This window comes from Lacisediminimonas profundi (assembly GCF_008831265.1).
GTDB classification, from domain to species: domain Bacteria; phylum Pseudomonadota; class Gammaproteobacteria; order Burkholderiales; family Burkholderiaceae_D; genus Lacisediminimonas; species Lacisediminimonas profundi.
Genome location: NZ_VTTH01000009.1, coordinates 62,203 through 77,857 on the forward strand (window position 1 = coordinate 62,203; position 15,655 = coordinate 77,857).

The window sequence follows — 15,655 nt, forward strand, 5'->3', positions numbered from 1 at the left end:
CCGATTGTAAAACCGGATTATCGCACGGCCACTTTGTCGTTGAGGACCTTGGGCGTCAGGAAGATCAGCAACTCGGTCTTGTCATTCGTGCGGGCAGTCGATTTGAACAGATTGCCAACGACCGGGATATCGCCGAACAGCGGCACCTTGTTGATCGTCTCGCGATCCTGCTGGATGTAGATGCCGCCGATGACTACCGTCCCGCCGTTGTCGATCAGCACCTGGGTCTTCACATGCTTGGTGTCGATCGCAAAGCCTTGCAAGGTTGCCTGTCCGACGCTGTCCTTGTTGATGTCGACGTCCAGGATCACGTTGCCATCGGGCGTAATCTGCGGGATCACCTCGAGCTTGAGATTGGCCTTGCGGAAAGCCAGCGAAGTGGCGCCGCTGCTGGTTGCCGTCTGGTAGGGAAGCTCGGTGCCCTGCTCGATAGTCGCCTTCAGCTTGTCGGCGGTGATGACGCGTGGGCTGGACAGGACCTTGCCCTTGCCATCCGACTCGAGCGCCGAAAGTTCCAGGCTGATGAAACGGGTTGCAGCCGCATTGAAAAGGGTGAGCGCGACGGACCCGACAGTGGCGCCGCCGATACCTTGCGCCGGCAGGTTCACCGAGTTGCCGCCAACCGACCCGACCGAGGGGCCGGGCGTGATCAGTTGTCCGCCGGTGGCAGCCGTGCCGCCGTTGGCCGTCGCCTGCACGCCGAATCCCAGCTTGGCGCCGAGGTTGCGGCTGAAGGTGTCGTTTGCTTCAACGATTCGTGCCTCGATCAGGACCTGGCGGCTGGCGACGTCGACCTTCTGCACCAGATTGCGTACCGCTTCAACCTTGGAGGCAATGTCGGTGACGAACACCTGGTTGGTACGCTGGTCGATCATGGCGCTACCGCGCTTGGACAGTATGGATACGCCACGGCCACCAGCATTGTCGAGCAAGGCCTTGAAGGCGTCGGCCTTCTGGTAGCTCAATTCGAAAGTCTCGGTGCGCAAGGGCTCCAGTTCGGCGATCTGCGAGCGCTGCTCCAGTTCGAGCTTCTCCTTGGTGAGCAATTCTTCCTTGGGCGCAATCCAGAGCACCGAGCCATTGCGGCGCATGTCCAGTCCGGTCGCCTGCATCACCAGATCGAGCGCCTGGTCCCACGGCACGTCTTTCAGCCGCAATGACAGGTTGCCGCCCACGGACGGGCTGGTGACAATATTCAGTCCGGTGAAATCGGCGATCACCTGGAGCACCGCGCGCACCTCGACATTCTGGAAATTCAGCGACAGCTTCTCACCGCGGTAGGTTTGCGTGCCCTGCCCCAGCTTGGTCGGATCGTCCTTCACGGCCCGCACTTCAACCACCAGCTGCGTATCGTTCTGATAGGCGTTGTAGTCCCAAGTCCCCTTGGGTTCAATGGTCATCCGGACATTGCTGCCCTGGGTAACCGTCGTGATCGCCTTGACCGGCGTGCCGAAATCCGCCACGTCCATGCGACGCCGGAGCACGTCGGGAAGCGATGTTTGCGGGAAGTCGATCAGGATCGTCTGTCCCTGCTGACGCACGTCCACGCCTCCCGGACTGCCAGGCAGTTCGACCACGATCCGCCCCTCGCCTGCGGGACCGCGGCGAAAGTCGACGTCACGGATAGCCTGGCGGACCGCTGCGCCAGTGGACCCTGACCCGGATTTGGCCGTGCTGTCCGCCGCAGGGGAACTCGCAGGTGCGGCCGCGACTTCGGGCGAGCCATCCATCTTCACCACGATGGTCTTGCCGTCCACCGTGGTCGAGTAATTCAAGGGGCGCTTCAGGTTGAACACCAGCCTGGAGCGGTCGCCGGCCTGGATCACATTCACGTTGCGGACATCGCCCAGCCCGATTTCCCTGGTCGTGCTGCCCGTGGCATTTGCCGTATCGGCCAGGTCGAGCGCGATACGCGCCGGATTACTGATGGAAAAGCCGATCGGTTGTTTTACCAGCGGGTTCTTCAGGTTGATCCGGACCACCACGTCGGCCCCCTGTCGATTGGCCGTGATCGATTCGATGGCGTTTCCCTGCGCGGCGTAAGCGCCGCCAGCGGCACTTGCCAGCGCAGCGACACATGCAACCTGCAGGCCAAAGCGGCATGCCGCCAGCCGGATATTTTCTTTTTTCATTTTTTGCTCTCCTGGAGCTCCAGCTTGGCCTTGCGCTCTATCCACTCGCCGCCCGCATCCTGGACGACTTCCTTGAGTTCGACTTCGTTGTCCGTGATGCGCGTCACCATGCCAAAGTTCTGACCCATGTAGTTGCCGATCTTGACCTGATAGACCAGCTTGTCAACTTCAATTAACGCGAAACGCAGGTCCCTGGACTGCAGGGTACCGACCATCTTCAGGCTATCCATCGGATATGCCTCCAGCGCCTCGCGGCGCCGTTCCATATTCGGGCGCAGCTTGCTGGAAGTAGCTGACTGCTGACGGGCCAGCGCGACTTGCAGCTTGACCGGATTGAACGGGTCGATCTCGCCCTTCTGGCTGTAAAGGAAGGGCGTGAATTTCTTCGGTTCGATCAGCTTGGGGACGGACACCCGGGTCTGGCTGCGCGTCTCGTTCATCCATGTCCGTACTTCCTGCTCGCCGCTGTCGCCACAACCGGCGACCAGCACCGCTGGCAACAGCCACAGCATTCCCAGCCGATTCGGGATGCGCATCATTTCTTTGCCCCCTTGGCGGCCGTGGTTGTCTTGCGCTGCGCGGACACCTCGTCCTTGTCGAGGTAACGGAAGGTCTTCGCCACCGCATCCATTGACAGCGTGTTGTCCTTCGCCGCCGTCAGCGATACGTTATTGATCGTGACGATGCGTGGCAGGTTTGCAATGTCGCTGCTGAAGGCGCCAATGTCGTGGTAGTTGCCGGTGATCCGGATATCGATCGGCAGCTCCGCGTAATACTCCTTGACCAGCACCTGCCCCGGCTTGAAGAGCTCGAACTGCAGCCCGCGTCCGCGTCCGGCCTGGCTGATGTCCTGCAGCAACGCATCCATCTCGGCCTTGCTCGGCAACTGCTTTTCCATCGTCGCCACGTATTCGCCGACCTGTTCCTTCTGCTTGCGCAGTCCAGGCAGGTTAACCGCCTGCTGTATCTTGAGCTTGTACTCGTCCTTGAGCTTCGCCTCTTCGCGCTCGCCGAGTTCGAGTTCCTCCATCTGGCCATCCCAGTACAGGTACCAGCCCAGCACCGATACGCCCACCAGCACGCCAACTCCGCACAGTAGCCGGGGCAACAGCGGCCATTGGCCGGGGTGCCGTCCATTCAGCCCGCGGAACTGCGCGCCAAGTCGCTCGCCCAAATTTTTCACGTCTGCCATGATGCGAATCTCATCCTACGATTTGGGAGCTGCGGGATTGCCAGCGGGCGGTGGCGTGCCGGTAGCCGGCGCGCCAGGTGCGGAGACATTCTGCAGCGCCGGTACTGGCGTCTGGGCATTTGCTTCCTTGTCGCGGGCACGCCGGATTCCGACGTTGACCGTGAAGTCGAAGGCTTTGCGCGCGTCCTTGGTGCCGATTGGCGTCGAACGGATTTCAACCAGCTCCGGCCGTTCCAGCCACGACGAACTGTTGCCGAGGTTGCGCAGCAACTCGGACACCCGCTCGTTTGAATGAGCGATGCCGTTCAGGACAACGCGCTGGCCGGTCTGCTTCAGTGAGCGAAGATAGATCCCCTCCGGCACCTGCTTGACCAGTTCGACCATCAGGTAAACCGGCTGGTTGCGATCGCTTTGCAGGTCTTCGACCGCCTGCTGGCGTGCCTTCAGGGCGTCGATCTCCTGCTTGAGGGACGCGATCTCCTTGATCTGCAGGTCCAGCTTTGCATTTTCGCCCTTGATGAAGGCATTCCGGTATTGCTGGTTCGATATCTGTGTGCCGAAATAGCTTCCGACCCCGAGCACGATGACGCCACCGGTCAGTACCGAGGCGACCAGCGATGCATAGAACGCGTTCTTGCGTTCCCGCCGTTTTTCCTCGCGGTGCGGAAGGAGGTTGATCCGTATCATTTGTCGAACCTCCGCATTGCCAGCCCGCAGGCGACCAGGTAACCGGGCGCATCCAGCCGCAACTGCTTCTCGCGCACGTCCTGGCCTAGCTGCATGCCCTTGAAAGGACTGACGACGGAAGTGTTGACTTCGGTCCGGCTGGCGACAATATCCACCAGGCCCGGCATGGCGGCGCATCCGCCAGCCAGGAAAATCTGATCGATGCGGGTGTAAGGCGTGGAGGTGAAAAAAAACTGAATCGCGCGGGTCACTTCCAGCGCGGCATTTTCGAGGAACGGCTCGAGCAACTCGGTCTGGTAGTCGTCCGGCAGGTCGCCGGATTTTTTCCTGGCTTCCGCCTCTTCCTGCGACAAGCCGTAGCTGCGCACGATGTCCTGCGTGAGCTGGTTGCCGCCGAATGGCTGCTCCCGTTCGTACAGCACCTGGCCATTCAACAGCGCCGAAACGTGGGTCACCTGCGCGCCAATCTGGAACAGGGCCGTGATGCGGCTTGCCCCATCCTGCCGGGACAAGGCGTTGACCCGTTCGATCGCCGCGCGCGCCGCGTACGATTCGATGTCCATCACGATCGCCTTCAGGCCAGCCGCCTCGGCGACGGCAACCCGGTCCTCGACCTTCTCCTTGCGCGATGCCGCGAGCAGCACCTCGACATCCTCCGGCGAGTTGGCGACCGGACCGATCACGTCGAAGTCGAGGCTGACTTCGTCAAGGGCAAACGGGATGTACTGGTTGGCTTCGGTTTCGACCTGGATCTCCAGTTCTTCCTCGGAGAGGCCGGCAGGCAGGATGATTTTCTTGGTGATGACAGAGGCCGGCGGCAGTCCGAGCGCGGCGAGCTTGGCACGGGTGCCGCTCTTCTTGCATACGCGCCGGATCGCCTCGGAAACCTGTTCTATGTTTTCTATGTTGCCGTCGACGACGGCGCCACGCGGAAGCGGCTCGATCGCGCAGCGTTCAAGCCGATACTCCTCGGGCGCCGCCAAGGACAACTCGACCAGCTTGACACCGGATGCGCTGATGTCCAAGCCAATCAGTGGCGCGTTCCGTTTGCCCAGTAAGGACGCAATATCGAATGACAAGGGCATATCTCCGGAAGGCTGGTCGGTGAACCAGCCCTCTCCTTGGTTGTCTGAGCCGGTGAGGAACCGGAATTTCTGGCAAAAGTTGTTTAAATACTTGGAGTTAGCAAATATTTATCAATCGTTACATTAAATCGTAGCAACGGGGTATCCCCATGTAAAGATTTTCTGCAGAGTAAGCAGGGACCCGTTGCCAAAACCCCACGCGGGTGTTGCAAAGAGGGTAAGTACTCATTAACTTCCTGTTACGCGGGCACCATCGCAGGGTGCCGTCCGCGCCGTTATAATGCGCGGCATCCATCCTCTTCCCCTCCGCTCACCGAATGGCATCCTCCGCTTCCGGCAGCACCCCACCCAGCAAGCAACGTAGTCTCGCGCTCAAGCTGACCCTGACCGCCGGTGGCATCCTCGGCGGACTGGGCCTGGGCGGCCTGCTGCTGATCGGCTTCATGCTGGTCATGGCCTATCCGAACCTACCGGCCCTGGATACCCTGACCGACTACCGTCCCAAAATGCCGCTGCGGATTTTTTCAGCGGATAACGTCCTGATCGGCGAATTCGGGGAGGAGCGGCGCAACGTCGTCCGTTTCAAGGACATTCCCGATGTCATGAAAAAAGCCGTCCTGGCGATCGAGGATGACCGTTTCTACGAGCACGGTGGCGTCGACTATCTGGGCATCCTGCGGGCAGCGGTCCACAACCTGTCTGGCGGCGCCAAGCAGGGCGCATCGACCATTACGCAGCAGGTGGCGCGCAACTTCTTCCTGTCCAGCGAACAGACGCTAAAACGCAAGCTCTACGAAGTCCTGCTGGCCTGGAAGATCGAGGAGAGCCTGAGCAAGGACCAGATCCTCGAGGTCTACATGAACCAGATCTACCTGGGACAGCGCGCCTATGGCTTCTCCTCCGCGGCCCAGATCTACTTCGGCAAGAAACTGAGCGAGATCACGGTGGCCGAGGCGGCAATGCTGGCCGGCCTGCCCAAGGCGCCGTCGGCCAACAATCCAGTGGTCAACCCCAAGCGCGCCCGCGCCCGCCAGCTGTACATCCTGGAGCGCATGCACGGGCTGGGCTACATCACGCAAGCCCAGTACAAGACGGCCCGCGAGCAGGAACTGCGTGTAAAGACTGACAGCAGCGAGTTCGGCATCCATGCCGAGTATGTCGCCGAGATGGCGCGCCAGATGGCTTACGAGCAATTCAAGGAAGAGACTTATACCCGCGGCCTGAACGTTTTCACGACGATCACAAAGACCGACCAGGATGCTGCCTATTTCGCGTTGCGCCAGGGCGTGATGGATTACGACAAGCGCCATGGCTACCGCGGACCGGAAGGCTACATGGAGATTCCGGCCAACAAGGAACAGGCTGAAGACGCCATCGAGTCGGAGCTTGCCGATCGTGCTGACAGCGACGACATCGTCGCCGCGGCGGTACTGGATGCGTCGCCAAAGCAGATCACGGCGATGCTGGTGTCCGGGGAAGAAATCACGATCACCGGGCCCGGCCTGGCAATCGCAACCAATCTCTTGAGCGACAAGGCCCCGCCCAACCGCCGGGTGCGCCGTGGCGCGATCATCCGCGTGATCCAGGATGGGAAGAACTGGGCCGTCACCCAGTTGCCGGAAGTGCAGTCGGCATTCGTCGCGGCCAACACCACCGATGGGGCGATTCGCGCGCTGGTAGGCGGATTCGACTTCAACCGCAACAAGTTCAACCACGTAACGCAAGCGTGGCGGCAGCCGGGTTCGTCGTTCAAGCCCTTCATCTATTCCGCCTCGCTGGAAAAGGGCCTGTCTCCGGCCACAATCATCAATGACGCGCCAATTACCTTCGACGCCGGCCAGACTGGCGGACAGGCGTGGGAGCCGAAGAACTACGACGGCAAGTACGAAGGCCCGATGAGCATGCGTCGCGGCCTGACCAAATCGAAAAACATGGTCTCGATCCGGATACTGCACAAGATCGGCGCCAAATACGGGCAGGAATACGCTACCCGTTTCGGCTTCGATGCCGAGAAAAATCCGCCTTACTTGACGCTCGCACTCGGCGCGGGTGCAGTAACGCCGTTGCAGATGGCGAGCGCCTATGCGGTATTCGCCAACGGCGGATACAAGGTCAGCCCTTACCTCATCACCAAAATCACGGACAGCAGCGGCCGCGTGCTGAGCCAGGCTGTGCCCGAAAAAGCCGGCGACGAGGCCAACCGGGTGATCGACGCCCGCAATGCCTTCCTGATGGACAGCATGCTCAAGGATGTCGTCAGGCAGGGCACGGCGACCAAGGCGCTGGCGCTGAAGCGGACCGACCTGGCAGGCAAGACCGGCACCACCAACGACTCGATCGATGCCTGGTTCGCCGGCTATCAGCCCAAACTGGTCGGCGTGGCGTGGATCGGATACGACCAGCCGCGCAATCTCGGCAATCGCGAGACCGGTGGCGGCGTCGCATTGCCGATCTGGATCAACTACATGCAAAAAGCGCTCAAGGGGGTTCCGGTAGAAGAACGCCCGGCGCCAGAAGGCTTGATCACGGCCAATGGGGATTACTATTACGCCGAGTACCCGCCATCAAACAGCGTTCGCAGCCTTGGCGCTGGTGGCCCCGAAGGCGGCCCGGCCGAGGGAAATCGCGCGCGGGACGAAGTCAAGAGCGAACTGTTCTAGCGGCTTAGCCGGGCGCCAGGACTACTGGCTGCCCGGCTTGCGCACTCAATATCTTCGATAGCGCTTCGAACAATTCCGCGCCGCTGCGCGTGTCGATCCAGCGCCCTTCCTGCTGGCGATAGTGAAAGCCACCCGAACGAGCCGCCACCCACATTTCCTGCATCGGCGCCTGGCTGTTGATAATCACTTTCCCGCCGTTTCCGGGCAACTCGATCTCCAGCACATTGCCGCGACGGCTGCACTCCAGGTCGAGGTCGTCCTGGTCGGCCAGGCGTTCTGCCGCCGCCTCTATTGCGGCTAGCGTCGACTCCGCCAGGGCAAGGAATTCCGATTCCGTCATGCTAAACTCCAATCACTCATTCGTCTGTCCATCCCGGATTCTAAACGTGAAGCACCTAGTCCTGCCTTTGCATGTCGCGCTGGCCGCGGCAATCGCCTTCCTGGCAAGCGGCTGCGGACAGACCGGACCGCTCTACCTGCCCAATTCCGGGCAATCCGCGCCTGCAAGCGCTGTCACGGCGCCGGCCCCTGTGCCCGGTACCGTCCCGGCCGCGAACGACGCGCAATTGCAGCGGCCAGCGCCAACCACCACGATTCCCTACCCGGGAACCCGATAGGCCTTTGTTCATGTCCCATTTTTCTTATCGCAACGGCGAGTTGCATGCCGAATCCGTATCGCTGGCAGACATTGCCAGTCGTTTCGGCACGCCGACCTACGTCTACTCGCAGCAGTCCCTGCTGGAAAACTTCGCGTCATATGCCGATGCCTGCGCCGGCCGGGATGCCCTGGTCTGCTATGCAATGAAAGCCAACTCCAACCTGGCGATCCTGCGCCTGCTGGCCTCGCGCGGGGCAGGCTTCGACCTGGTCTCTGGCGGCGAGCTGCTGCGCGTGATCGCAGCCGGCGGCGATCCGCGCAAATGCCTGTTTTCCGGCGTCGGCAAGACGCGCGACGAAATGCGGCTGGCACTGTCGCACGATATCCTGTGCTTCAACGTGGAGTCGATTCCCGAACTGCGGCGGCTCAATGAAGTCGCGGGCGAAGCAGGCAAACGCGCGCCGGTCAGTTTGCGGGTCAACCCCAACGTCGATCCGAAGACGCATCCCTACATTGCGACCGGCCTGAAGGCGAACAAGTTCGGCGTTGCTTTTACCGACGCCCTGGATGCGTACCGCCTGGCGACCAGCCTTCCCAATATCGAAGTCGTCGGTATTGACTGCCACATCGGATCCCAACTGCTGGACGACGCGCCGCTGCTGGAAGCGCTCGACAAGCTGATCGACCTGATCGACACCATGGAATCCGAGGGAATCCCGATCCACCATCTCGATCTCGGCGGCGGCATCGGCATTACCTATGACGATGAGCAACCGGTCGCGGTCGGGGATTACCTGGGCCGGGTATTCGCGCGTATCGACGCATGGCGCCAGCAGAAACATGGCGGCCGGCCGATCAAGGTGTGCTTCGAACCTGGCCGCTCGATCGTGGGCAATGCCGGCGTGCTGCTGACCAGGATCGAATACCTGAAGCCGGGGGAGGAAAAGAATTTCTGCATCGTCGACGCCGCCATGAACGACATGATGCGCCCGGCAATGTATGAAGCCTGGATGGGCGTGCAGGCGGTCACGCAACGCAGTGGCGATGAGGTTCAGTACGACGTGGTCGGACCGGTATGTGAATCCGGCGACTGGCTTGCCCGTGATCGTGGACTGGTCGTGGCCGAAGGTGACCTGCTGGTGATCAACAGCGCAGGTGCGTATGGCATGACGATGGCGTCGAACTACAACACCCGTGGCCGGGCTGCGGAAGTGCTGGTCGACGGTTCACGATGCACGCTGGTTCGGCAACGCGAGACGCCTGAGAGCCTGTTCGCCCTGGAGCAACTTCCCGCCCAGTCTTAACTGCGCCGGGCCGGTGCAGCGGCTCTCACGCGCCGCTGCGACCATGCCCACCAAAGCCGGAACAGCAACAGTGCCAGCACAATGCTGCCAAGCAGGATCGGCTGGGCAAAATCATTCTTGCCGGCCTTCATCCAGAAGTAATGCAGGATACCCAGTCCGGCGATGAGGTACACCAGCCGATGCAGCAACTGCCATCGCTTGCCTCCCAGCCTCCTGACCATGCCGTTGCTGCTCGTCACCGCCAGCGGAATCAGCAGCAGGAAGGCAATGAATCCGACGGTGATGAAGGGCCGCTTGATCACATCCTTCCACATTTCCTGCAGATCGAAGAAGTGATCGAACCAGAGAAAGGTCAGGAAATGCAGGCAGGCATAGAAAAAAGCATATAAGCCCAGCATGCGGCGCAAACGGATCAGCCACGGCCAATTCGTCAGCCGCCGCAGCGGCGTGACGGCCAGCGTGATGCACAGGAAATAAAGCGTCCAGTCACCCGTATTGCGGGTAATGAATTCAATCGGATTGGCGCCCAGCCTGTCGGTGAGCGTGAAGACGACCAGCCGCAGGAACGGCAGCAATGCGGCAGCAAAAAGGACGCCCTTGATCGCCTTGAGCTGGCCGGGCGTCGGATGGAAGTTCGGGTGGAACATCACTCACCCGTCAGTAGAACTTCCTCAGGTCCATCCCCGCGTACAGGGGCGCAACCTCGCTGTAGCCGTTGAACATGAGCGTCTTGCGCTTCTTCGCAAACAGTCCGTCCTCGCCGATCCGGCGCTCGGCTGCCTGCGACCAGCGCGGATGGTCGACCTCGGGATTCACGTTCGAATAGAAGCCATACTCGCGTGGCGCCGCACGGTTCCAGGCGGTTTGCGGCTGCTCGCGGACAAAACGGATCTTGACGATCGACTTTGCCGACTTGAAGCCATATTTCCACGGCAGCACCATGCGCACCGGTGCCCCATTCTGGTTGGGCAGCACTTCGCCGTACATGCCGAATGTCAGCAGCGTCAGCGGATGGTTGGCCTCGTCGATGCGCAAACCCTCGACGTAAGGCCATTTGAGAACGCGACTATTGAGTCCCGGCATCTGCTTCGGATCGGCAAGCGTCGTAAATTCGACGAACTTCGCGTTACTGTTCGGTTCGACCTTCTTCATCAGGTTCGAGAAGGAATAGCCTACCCATGGAATCACCATGGACCAGCCCTCCACGCAGCGCAGCCGGTACACCCTCTCTTCGAGGGGAGCGAGCTTGCTCAGGCTGTCGAAGTCGAGGGTGAGCGGTTTGGCCACCTCGCCTTCGATCGACACCGTCCAGGGCCGGGTTTTCATTACCGATGCGATGCCTGCCGGCTCGTCCTTGTCAGTGCCGAATTCGTAGAAGTTGTTGTAGCTGGTGGCGTCCTTGTATGCCGTGTGCTTGTCCATCACGACATAGGAGGGATTTGCTCGCGCGGGCAGCCTTTGTCCGGACTGCGCAAAGGCTTCGCGGCTGGCCATTTCAAGCAGCGCGGCGCCGCCGATGGAGCCCAGTGCCAATTGCTTGATGAAAGCGCGCCGGGACTCGAATACCGCGCGCGGCGTGATCTCGGAAGGAAACGGCAGATCGATGCCGTTGGGACTACGTTTGATCAACATGGCGACTCCTGGGCAGCTTGCTCGATAGGTGTATGCCTTGGTCGGGCGGAACCGGCCAACCTTACACGATTTCGGCAGGAGTCGCCGGGGCGGTCACAACTGGCCGTAGGAATGCAGTCCGGACAGGAACATGTTCACGCCGAGGAAGGCAAACGTGGTCACCAGCAGCCCCACCAGCGCCCACCATGCCGCGACCCGTCCGCGCAAGCCCTTCATCAGCCGCATATGCAGCCAGGCCGCGTAGTTGAGCCAGACAATCAGCGCCCAGGTTTCTTTCGGATCCCAGGACCAGTAGCCGCCCCAGGCATCAGCAGCCCACAGTGCGCCGAGGATGGTTGCAATGGTAAAGAATGCGAACCCGACGGCAATCGCCTTGTACATCACGTCGTCGAGCAGTTCGAGCGATGGCAGGCGGTCGGTAAGGTGGCCATGCGACTTCAGCAGGTAGGCGATCGAAACCATAGCCGCCAGTGCGAATGTGCCATAGCCGATGAAGTTGGCCGGGACGTGGATCTTCATCCACCAGCTCTGCAGGGCAGGAACCAGCGGCTGGATTTCATGCGCCTCGCGGCTGATCGTGTACCAGAGCAGGAATCCAACCGCAGCCGAAATGACCAGCATGACAAACGCACCCAGGGCGCGCGTGCGGTACTGAAGCTCGTAATACAAGTAGAACAGCGCGGTGATCAGGCAGAACAGCACGAACACTTCATAGAGGTTCGAGACCGGAATGTGCCCGACGTCTGCGCCGACCAGATAGGATTCGTACCAGCGCACCAGCATGCCAGTAAAACCGAAGACGACGGCGGACCAGCACAGCTTGTTGCCGATGGAGCCACCGGTTTCGGATCGCAGCGCCAGGCCGCCGACGTAAAACAGGGTGGACAGAAAGAACAAGGTGCTCATCCACAAAATCGCCGACTGGCTCGACAACAGGTACTTGAGCAGGAATTTCGTGTTTGCCGCTGCCAGCGAGCCGTCATATAGCGCAATGGCCCCCAGCGACAGCAGCGCCAGCCCTGCCATCAGCGCTTGTGCCGCGCGCCAGTTCCAGCCAAGCCATGCAAAAACTGGGGCGGACAGCAGGAGGATGGCTTTCTCGTACACATCCATGTAGCTGCCGTAGCGGTTCAGCGCAAACAATGCGCCGCCCAGCAGTGCGGCTGCATACAGCCAGTCGAGGACCGTCAGCCGTTTGAAAAACCCGGGCGCGGGCGAGAAGCCACGCGCTGATTCTTGTGCGATATCCATTGTATTTCTCCAGACGTATCCGTCGTTGGCGGCGCCTCCGCGAAGGGAAGCGCCGCCAGTATAGTTGAGCTCGGGTTCAGCTGCCGGAAGCCGCCCGGGCCGGCGTGGCGGCTCCAGTCAGGTCGATCTTCATGGATTCGAATTCTTTCTCGAAGTCGAGGGTCTTGCGCTGGGTGCTCATGGCCATCAGCGCGTGAGCGCCGCCCTCCTGCCCGTCCGGACGCACCCATATCCACAAGCGGCGTTCGCGTATGTACAGCATCGCGAACACACCCAGCACCAGCAGCAGGCTGCCAAAGTACACTACATTCTTGCCGGGCGAGCGCGTCACCTGCAGCACCGAGGCTTTGACCTCATCGAACTCGTTGAGTTGCAGAAACACCGGTGCACGATAGAAGAAGGCGTCGGCCAGGGCGTTGGTCGCCAGTTGCAGGAACTTGCCATGCTTCTCGTCGGCAGCCAGCGCCGGCAATCCGTCCGCCTCCCGCGCCACCTGCCACAAGTCCCACAGGCTGCCGTTCAGTATCTTCATGAAAATGTCGGCTGCCTTTTCCTGCTCGGCGGCGGGAATTTTCTCAAGGAAACGGGAGATGGCGAGAAAGCCCGCCTGCTGCTCGTCCCCGGCGAATATCTCCAGGCCACGCAAGGCCGACTGCCGCAGCCGATCCTGCATGCCGCCATCGGCGTTTGCCGCCATCGCTTTGGCTGCATATCGACGAGCGGCCTGTTCGCGCAATGCCGGGTTCCTGATTGCCGCCCGCAGCCGCATCCATTCCTCGACCGAATCCTTGTCGTCTGCAGGAATGCGCAAATACTTGAATGGCTCGGACGGCGATTCCCGCATGCCGACCAGGAACACCCATGCTCCGTCCACCTGCACGGGCTGCATGTAGTTATGGAACTCCCGCGCCTGCCCAGTCTTGTCGCGCAATTTGTACTGGAGGCTCGGACCGACGTTTTTCAAGTCCTTGTTGCCGCCGGCCTTGGCAGCAGAGCCGAGCCGGGAATCCAGGCTTTCGGCCAAGGTCTTGTTGCGTGACACCGCGCGCACGTCGCCGTTGGCCGCCATGTTTTCGACATTGAATGCCCGGAATCCGCTCCACTCGACCGTGTATTCATTGCCACGATCGCTGGACAGCGGCGTCGTTCCGCCAACCTCGCCGGTAAGCTTGAACCCGTAGCTGCGCTCGCCCACCATCGGATAGCCGGTGACTTTCAATTTGGTGCCGCCATCCTCGAAGCTCGACTGGTACACCGCCATGCCTTTGAAGATCAGGGGCTCGTTCACCTTGATGGTCGCCGGAAACTGCTTGCCGGTCTCGTTATCGGTGACGATCACCTCGCTGGCGAACAGCTTGGGCATGCCGGTCGAATAGAAATCCACCACGAACTTTTTCAACTCGATGGTGAATGGCAATTCCTGTATCAGCACGCCGGTCGCCTGCGGCAGGATTGCGGTGTCGCTCTTGCCGCCCTCGGGTATCAGGGTATTGCCGCGGAAGCTGGGGTTGCCCAGCCCGAGCCGGTGCTTTGCGGGAATCTCGGCAATTACGCCGCTACCGGAAAACGGTGTCTTGCCGAATGCCCACTGCTGGAAGCGGATCGGCAGGTCCGAGTCAAGCAATCCGCCTATGCAAATGATCACAATCGCCGAGTGGGCCAGGATATAGCCCCACTTGTTGGCGGCGCCGCGCTTGGCGGTCAGGAGGGCCGCGCCATCTTTCTGGACCACCTTGACCTTGTAGCCGCGGGAGGAGACGACGGCCAGCGCGCGCTGCAGCATGGCCTGTTCGCCGCTCGCTTCAGACCACTCGGCCCGATGATGGAAATTGCGCAAGGATTGTTCCCGCACGTTTTCTCGCCAGCTGCGCATGTCGCTGAGCATCCTGGGTGCATTGCGCACGATGCAAAGCGAAGTCGAAGCCACCAGGAATCCCATGATCAGCAGGAACCACCAGGCCGAATACACCGCATACAGGCCAAGCTTGCCGAACACCTCGAACCAGAACGGTCCCAACTGGTTGACATAGTTTGGCATCGGCTCGTTCTGCTTGAGCACGGTGCCGATCACCGACGCGATGGCGATCAGGCTCAACAAGCTGATGGCGAAGCGCATCGACGACAGCATCTCGACGAAGTCGCGCAACCAGCGGCGCTGGGTCTGGAGTTCAATGCCTGACGTCGTAGTATCCATGTCTGCCAAAAGTGGGGGCTGCAATCCAAAGCAAAAGGGGCGGCATTCGCCACCCCCTTTGTCCGTCATTCCGATTTCCGATGTCTGGTCTTCTGGTGCAGCGTCAACCGCTGCTGATTCCTGAAGCGGCTTACTTCAGGCCGGCAACGTAATCGGCGACCGCCTGGATTTCGTCGTCAGACAGGCGCTTGGAAATCGTGGTCATCTGCTCGCTGTTCTTGCGCGCGCCAGTACGGAAATTCACCAACTGGGCTGCCGTGTAGTCCTGATGCTGGCCGGCCAGACGCGGGAACTGCGCGGGAATACCAGCGCCATTGGCAGAATGGCAGCCTGCGCAGGCGGGAATGTTTTTCTCGGCGATACCGGCCCGATAAATTTTCTTGCCCATTTCGACCGTAGCCTTGTTCTTGGCTGCGCCCGGCTTCGCCTGCTGCTTGGCGAGGTAAGCGCCGATGTTCTTGATCTCGTCGTCGGTCAATGGCTTGGAAATGGCGGTCATGACCGGATTGTTCCGGGTCGGCCCCTTGAATTCGGTCAGCTGCTTGACCAGATAGGCTTCGTGCTGTGCCGACAGCTTGGGGTTCTGTACGATGGTCGAATTGCCGGCAGCGCCATGACAGGAGACGCACGCAGCAATATTGCGAGCGGCGTCGCCATTGGTGTAGATCGCTTCGCCCTTGGCGGGATCGGCTTTGGCGGCCGGTTTTTCTTGCGCAGCCTGGCCAGCCATGGAGGTCGCGGCCAGCACTACCAGCAACGCCGACTTCAGAAACGGGATCAATGCACGGTTCATTCAAACACCCTGAGAAGATTTAAAATTCTGCCCTGATGGCCGATGGCGCTGGAATGGAATACCTGAGTACCTATCGCGCCGGACTACCGACCTCACGCGCCGGGTACTGACCGGAGGGAGATCCGGT

The 15,655-nt window shown here is 60.8% G+C and carries 14 protein-coding genes; 3 read left to right on the plus strand and 11 right to left on the minus strand.

Annotated features, from left to right (window positions below; all coding sequences use genetic code 11):
- Positions 1-17: 17 nt before the first annotated feature.
- Genes FVE66_RS19725 through FVE66_RS19745 form a run of 5 tightly spaced genes read right to left on the minus strand, consistent with a single transcriptional unit; the run spans position 18 to position 5,090 of the window.
- A complete protein-coding gene (locus FVE66_RS19725; RefSeq protein WP_151449199.1) occupies positions 18-2,132 on the minus strand; it encodes a type IV pilus secretin PilQ in 2,115 nt (704 codons plus the stop codon).
- Positions 2,129-2,671, minus strand: a complete 543-nt coding sequence (locus FVE66_RS19730; RefSeq protein ID WP_338325414.1) for a pilus assembly protein PilP — start codon at positions 2,669-2,671, stop codon at positions 2,129-2,131. Before FVE66_RS19730 ends, FVE66_RS19725 begins: the two co-directional genes overlap by 4 nt.
- Entirely contained in the window at positions 2,668-3,324 is a 657-nt protein-coding gene (locus FVE66_RS19735; protein ID WP_151449200.1) for a type IV pilus inner membrane component PilO, read from the minus strand. Before FVE66_RS19735 ends, FVE66_RS19730 begins: the two co-directional genes overlap by 4 nt.
- 15 nt (positions 3,325-3,339) lie before the next feature.
- Entirely contained in the window at positions 3,340-4,011 is a 672-nt protein-coding gene (locus tag FVE66_RS19740; RefSeq protein ID WP_151449201.1) for a PilN domain-containing protein, read from the minus strand.
- On the minus strand, positions 4,008-5,090 hold the full coding sequence (locus tag FVE66_RS19745; protein ID WP_241673301.1) for a pilus assembly protein PilM: 1,083 nt from the start codon (positions 5,088-5,090) through the stop codon (positions 4,008-4,010). Before FVE66_RS19745 ends, FVE66_RS19740 begins: the two co-directional genes overlap by 4 nt.
- A gap of 323 nt (positions 5,091-5,413) precedes the next feature.
- On the opposite strand from FVE66_RS19745, the gene FVE66_RS19750 reads away from it, so the two are divergent.
- The gene (locus FVE66_RS19750; protein WP_151449203.1) at positions 5,414-7,756 is read left to right on the plus strand and encodes a penicillin-binding protein 1A; all 2,343 of its coding nucleotides are present in this window, start codon (positions 5,414-5,416) and stop codon (positions 7,754-7,756) included.
- A 4-nt stretch (positions 7,757-7,760) separates the two neighbouring features.
- Here FVE66_RS19750 and cyaY read toward each other — a convergent pair whose 3' ends face one another.
- Complete coding sequence (gene cyaY / locus FVE66_RS19755) at positions 7,761-8,096, minus strand: iron donor protein CyaY (RefSeq protein ID WP_151449204.1); 336 nt, start codon at positions 8,094-8,096, stop codon at positions 7,761-7,763.
- A gap of 46 nt (positions 8,097-8,142) precedes the next feature.
- On the opposite strand from cyaY, the gene lptM reads away from it, so the two are divergent.
- Together lptM and lysA are read left to right on the plus strand one after the other, a co-directional pair.
- On the plus strand, positions 8,143-8,373 hold the full coding sequence (gene lptM / locus FVE66_RS19760; RefSeq protein ID WP_161993350.1) for an LPS translocon maturation chaperone LptM: 231 nt from the start codon (positions 8,143-8,145) through the stop codon (positions 8,371-8,373).
- Positions 8,374-8,383: 10 nt separating this feature from the next.
- On the plus strand, positions 8,384-9,658 hold the full coding sequence (gene lysA / locus FVE66_RS19765; RefSeq protein WP_151449206.1) for a diaminopimelate decarboxylase: 1,275 nt from the start codon (positions 8,384-8,386) through the stop codon (positions 9,656-9,658).
- Here the strand turns inward: lysA and FVE66_RS19770 are convergent.
- The 5 genes from FVE66_RS19770 to FVE66_RS19790 all read right to left on the minus strand — a co-directional run bounded on the left by FVE66_RS19770 (position 9,655) and on the right by FVE66_RS19790 (position 15,528).
- Positions 9,655-10,305 (minus strand): protein-methionine-sulfoxide reductase heme-binding subunit MsrQ, encoded by a 651-nt coding sequence (locus tag FVE66_RS19770; RefSeq protein ID WP_151449207.1) that lies wholly within the window; start codon positions 10,303-10,305, stop codon positions 9,655-9,657. The genes lysA and FVE66_RS19770 overlap by 4 nt on opposite strands.
- A gap of 10 nt (positions 10,306-10,315) precedes the next feature.
- Positions 10,316-11,290, minus strand: coding sequence for a protein-methionine-sulfoxide reductase catalytic subunit MsrP (gene msrP, locus FVE66_RS19775; RefSeq protein WP_151449208.1), 975 nt, complete (start codon positions 11,288-11,290; stop codon positions 10,316-10,318).
- A gap of 93 nt (positions 11,291-11,383) precedes the next feature.
- On the minus strand, positions 11,384-12,541 hold the full coding sequence (ccsB, locus tag FVE66_RS19780) for a c-type cytochrome biogenesis protein CcsB (protein WP_151449209.1): 1,158 nt from the start codon (positions 12,539-12,541) through the stop codon (positions 11,384-11,386).
- A 76-nt stretch (positions 12,542-12,617) separates the two neighbouring features.
- On the minus strand, positions 12,618-14,735 hold the full coding sequence (locus FVE66_RS19785) for a cytochrome c biogenesis protein ResB (RefSeq protein WP_151449210.1): 2,118 nt from the start codon (positions 14,733-14,735) through the stop codon (positions 12,618-12,620).
- 130 nt (positions 14,736-14,865) lie between these two features.
- Complete coding sequence (locus tag FVE66_RS19790; protein ID WP_151449211.1) at positions 14,866-15,528, minus strand: c-type cytochrome; 663 nt, start codon at positions 15,526-15,528, stop codon at positions 14,866-14,868.
- Between the last annotated feature and the right edge of the window lie 127 nt (positions 15,529-15,655).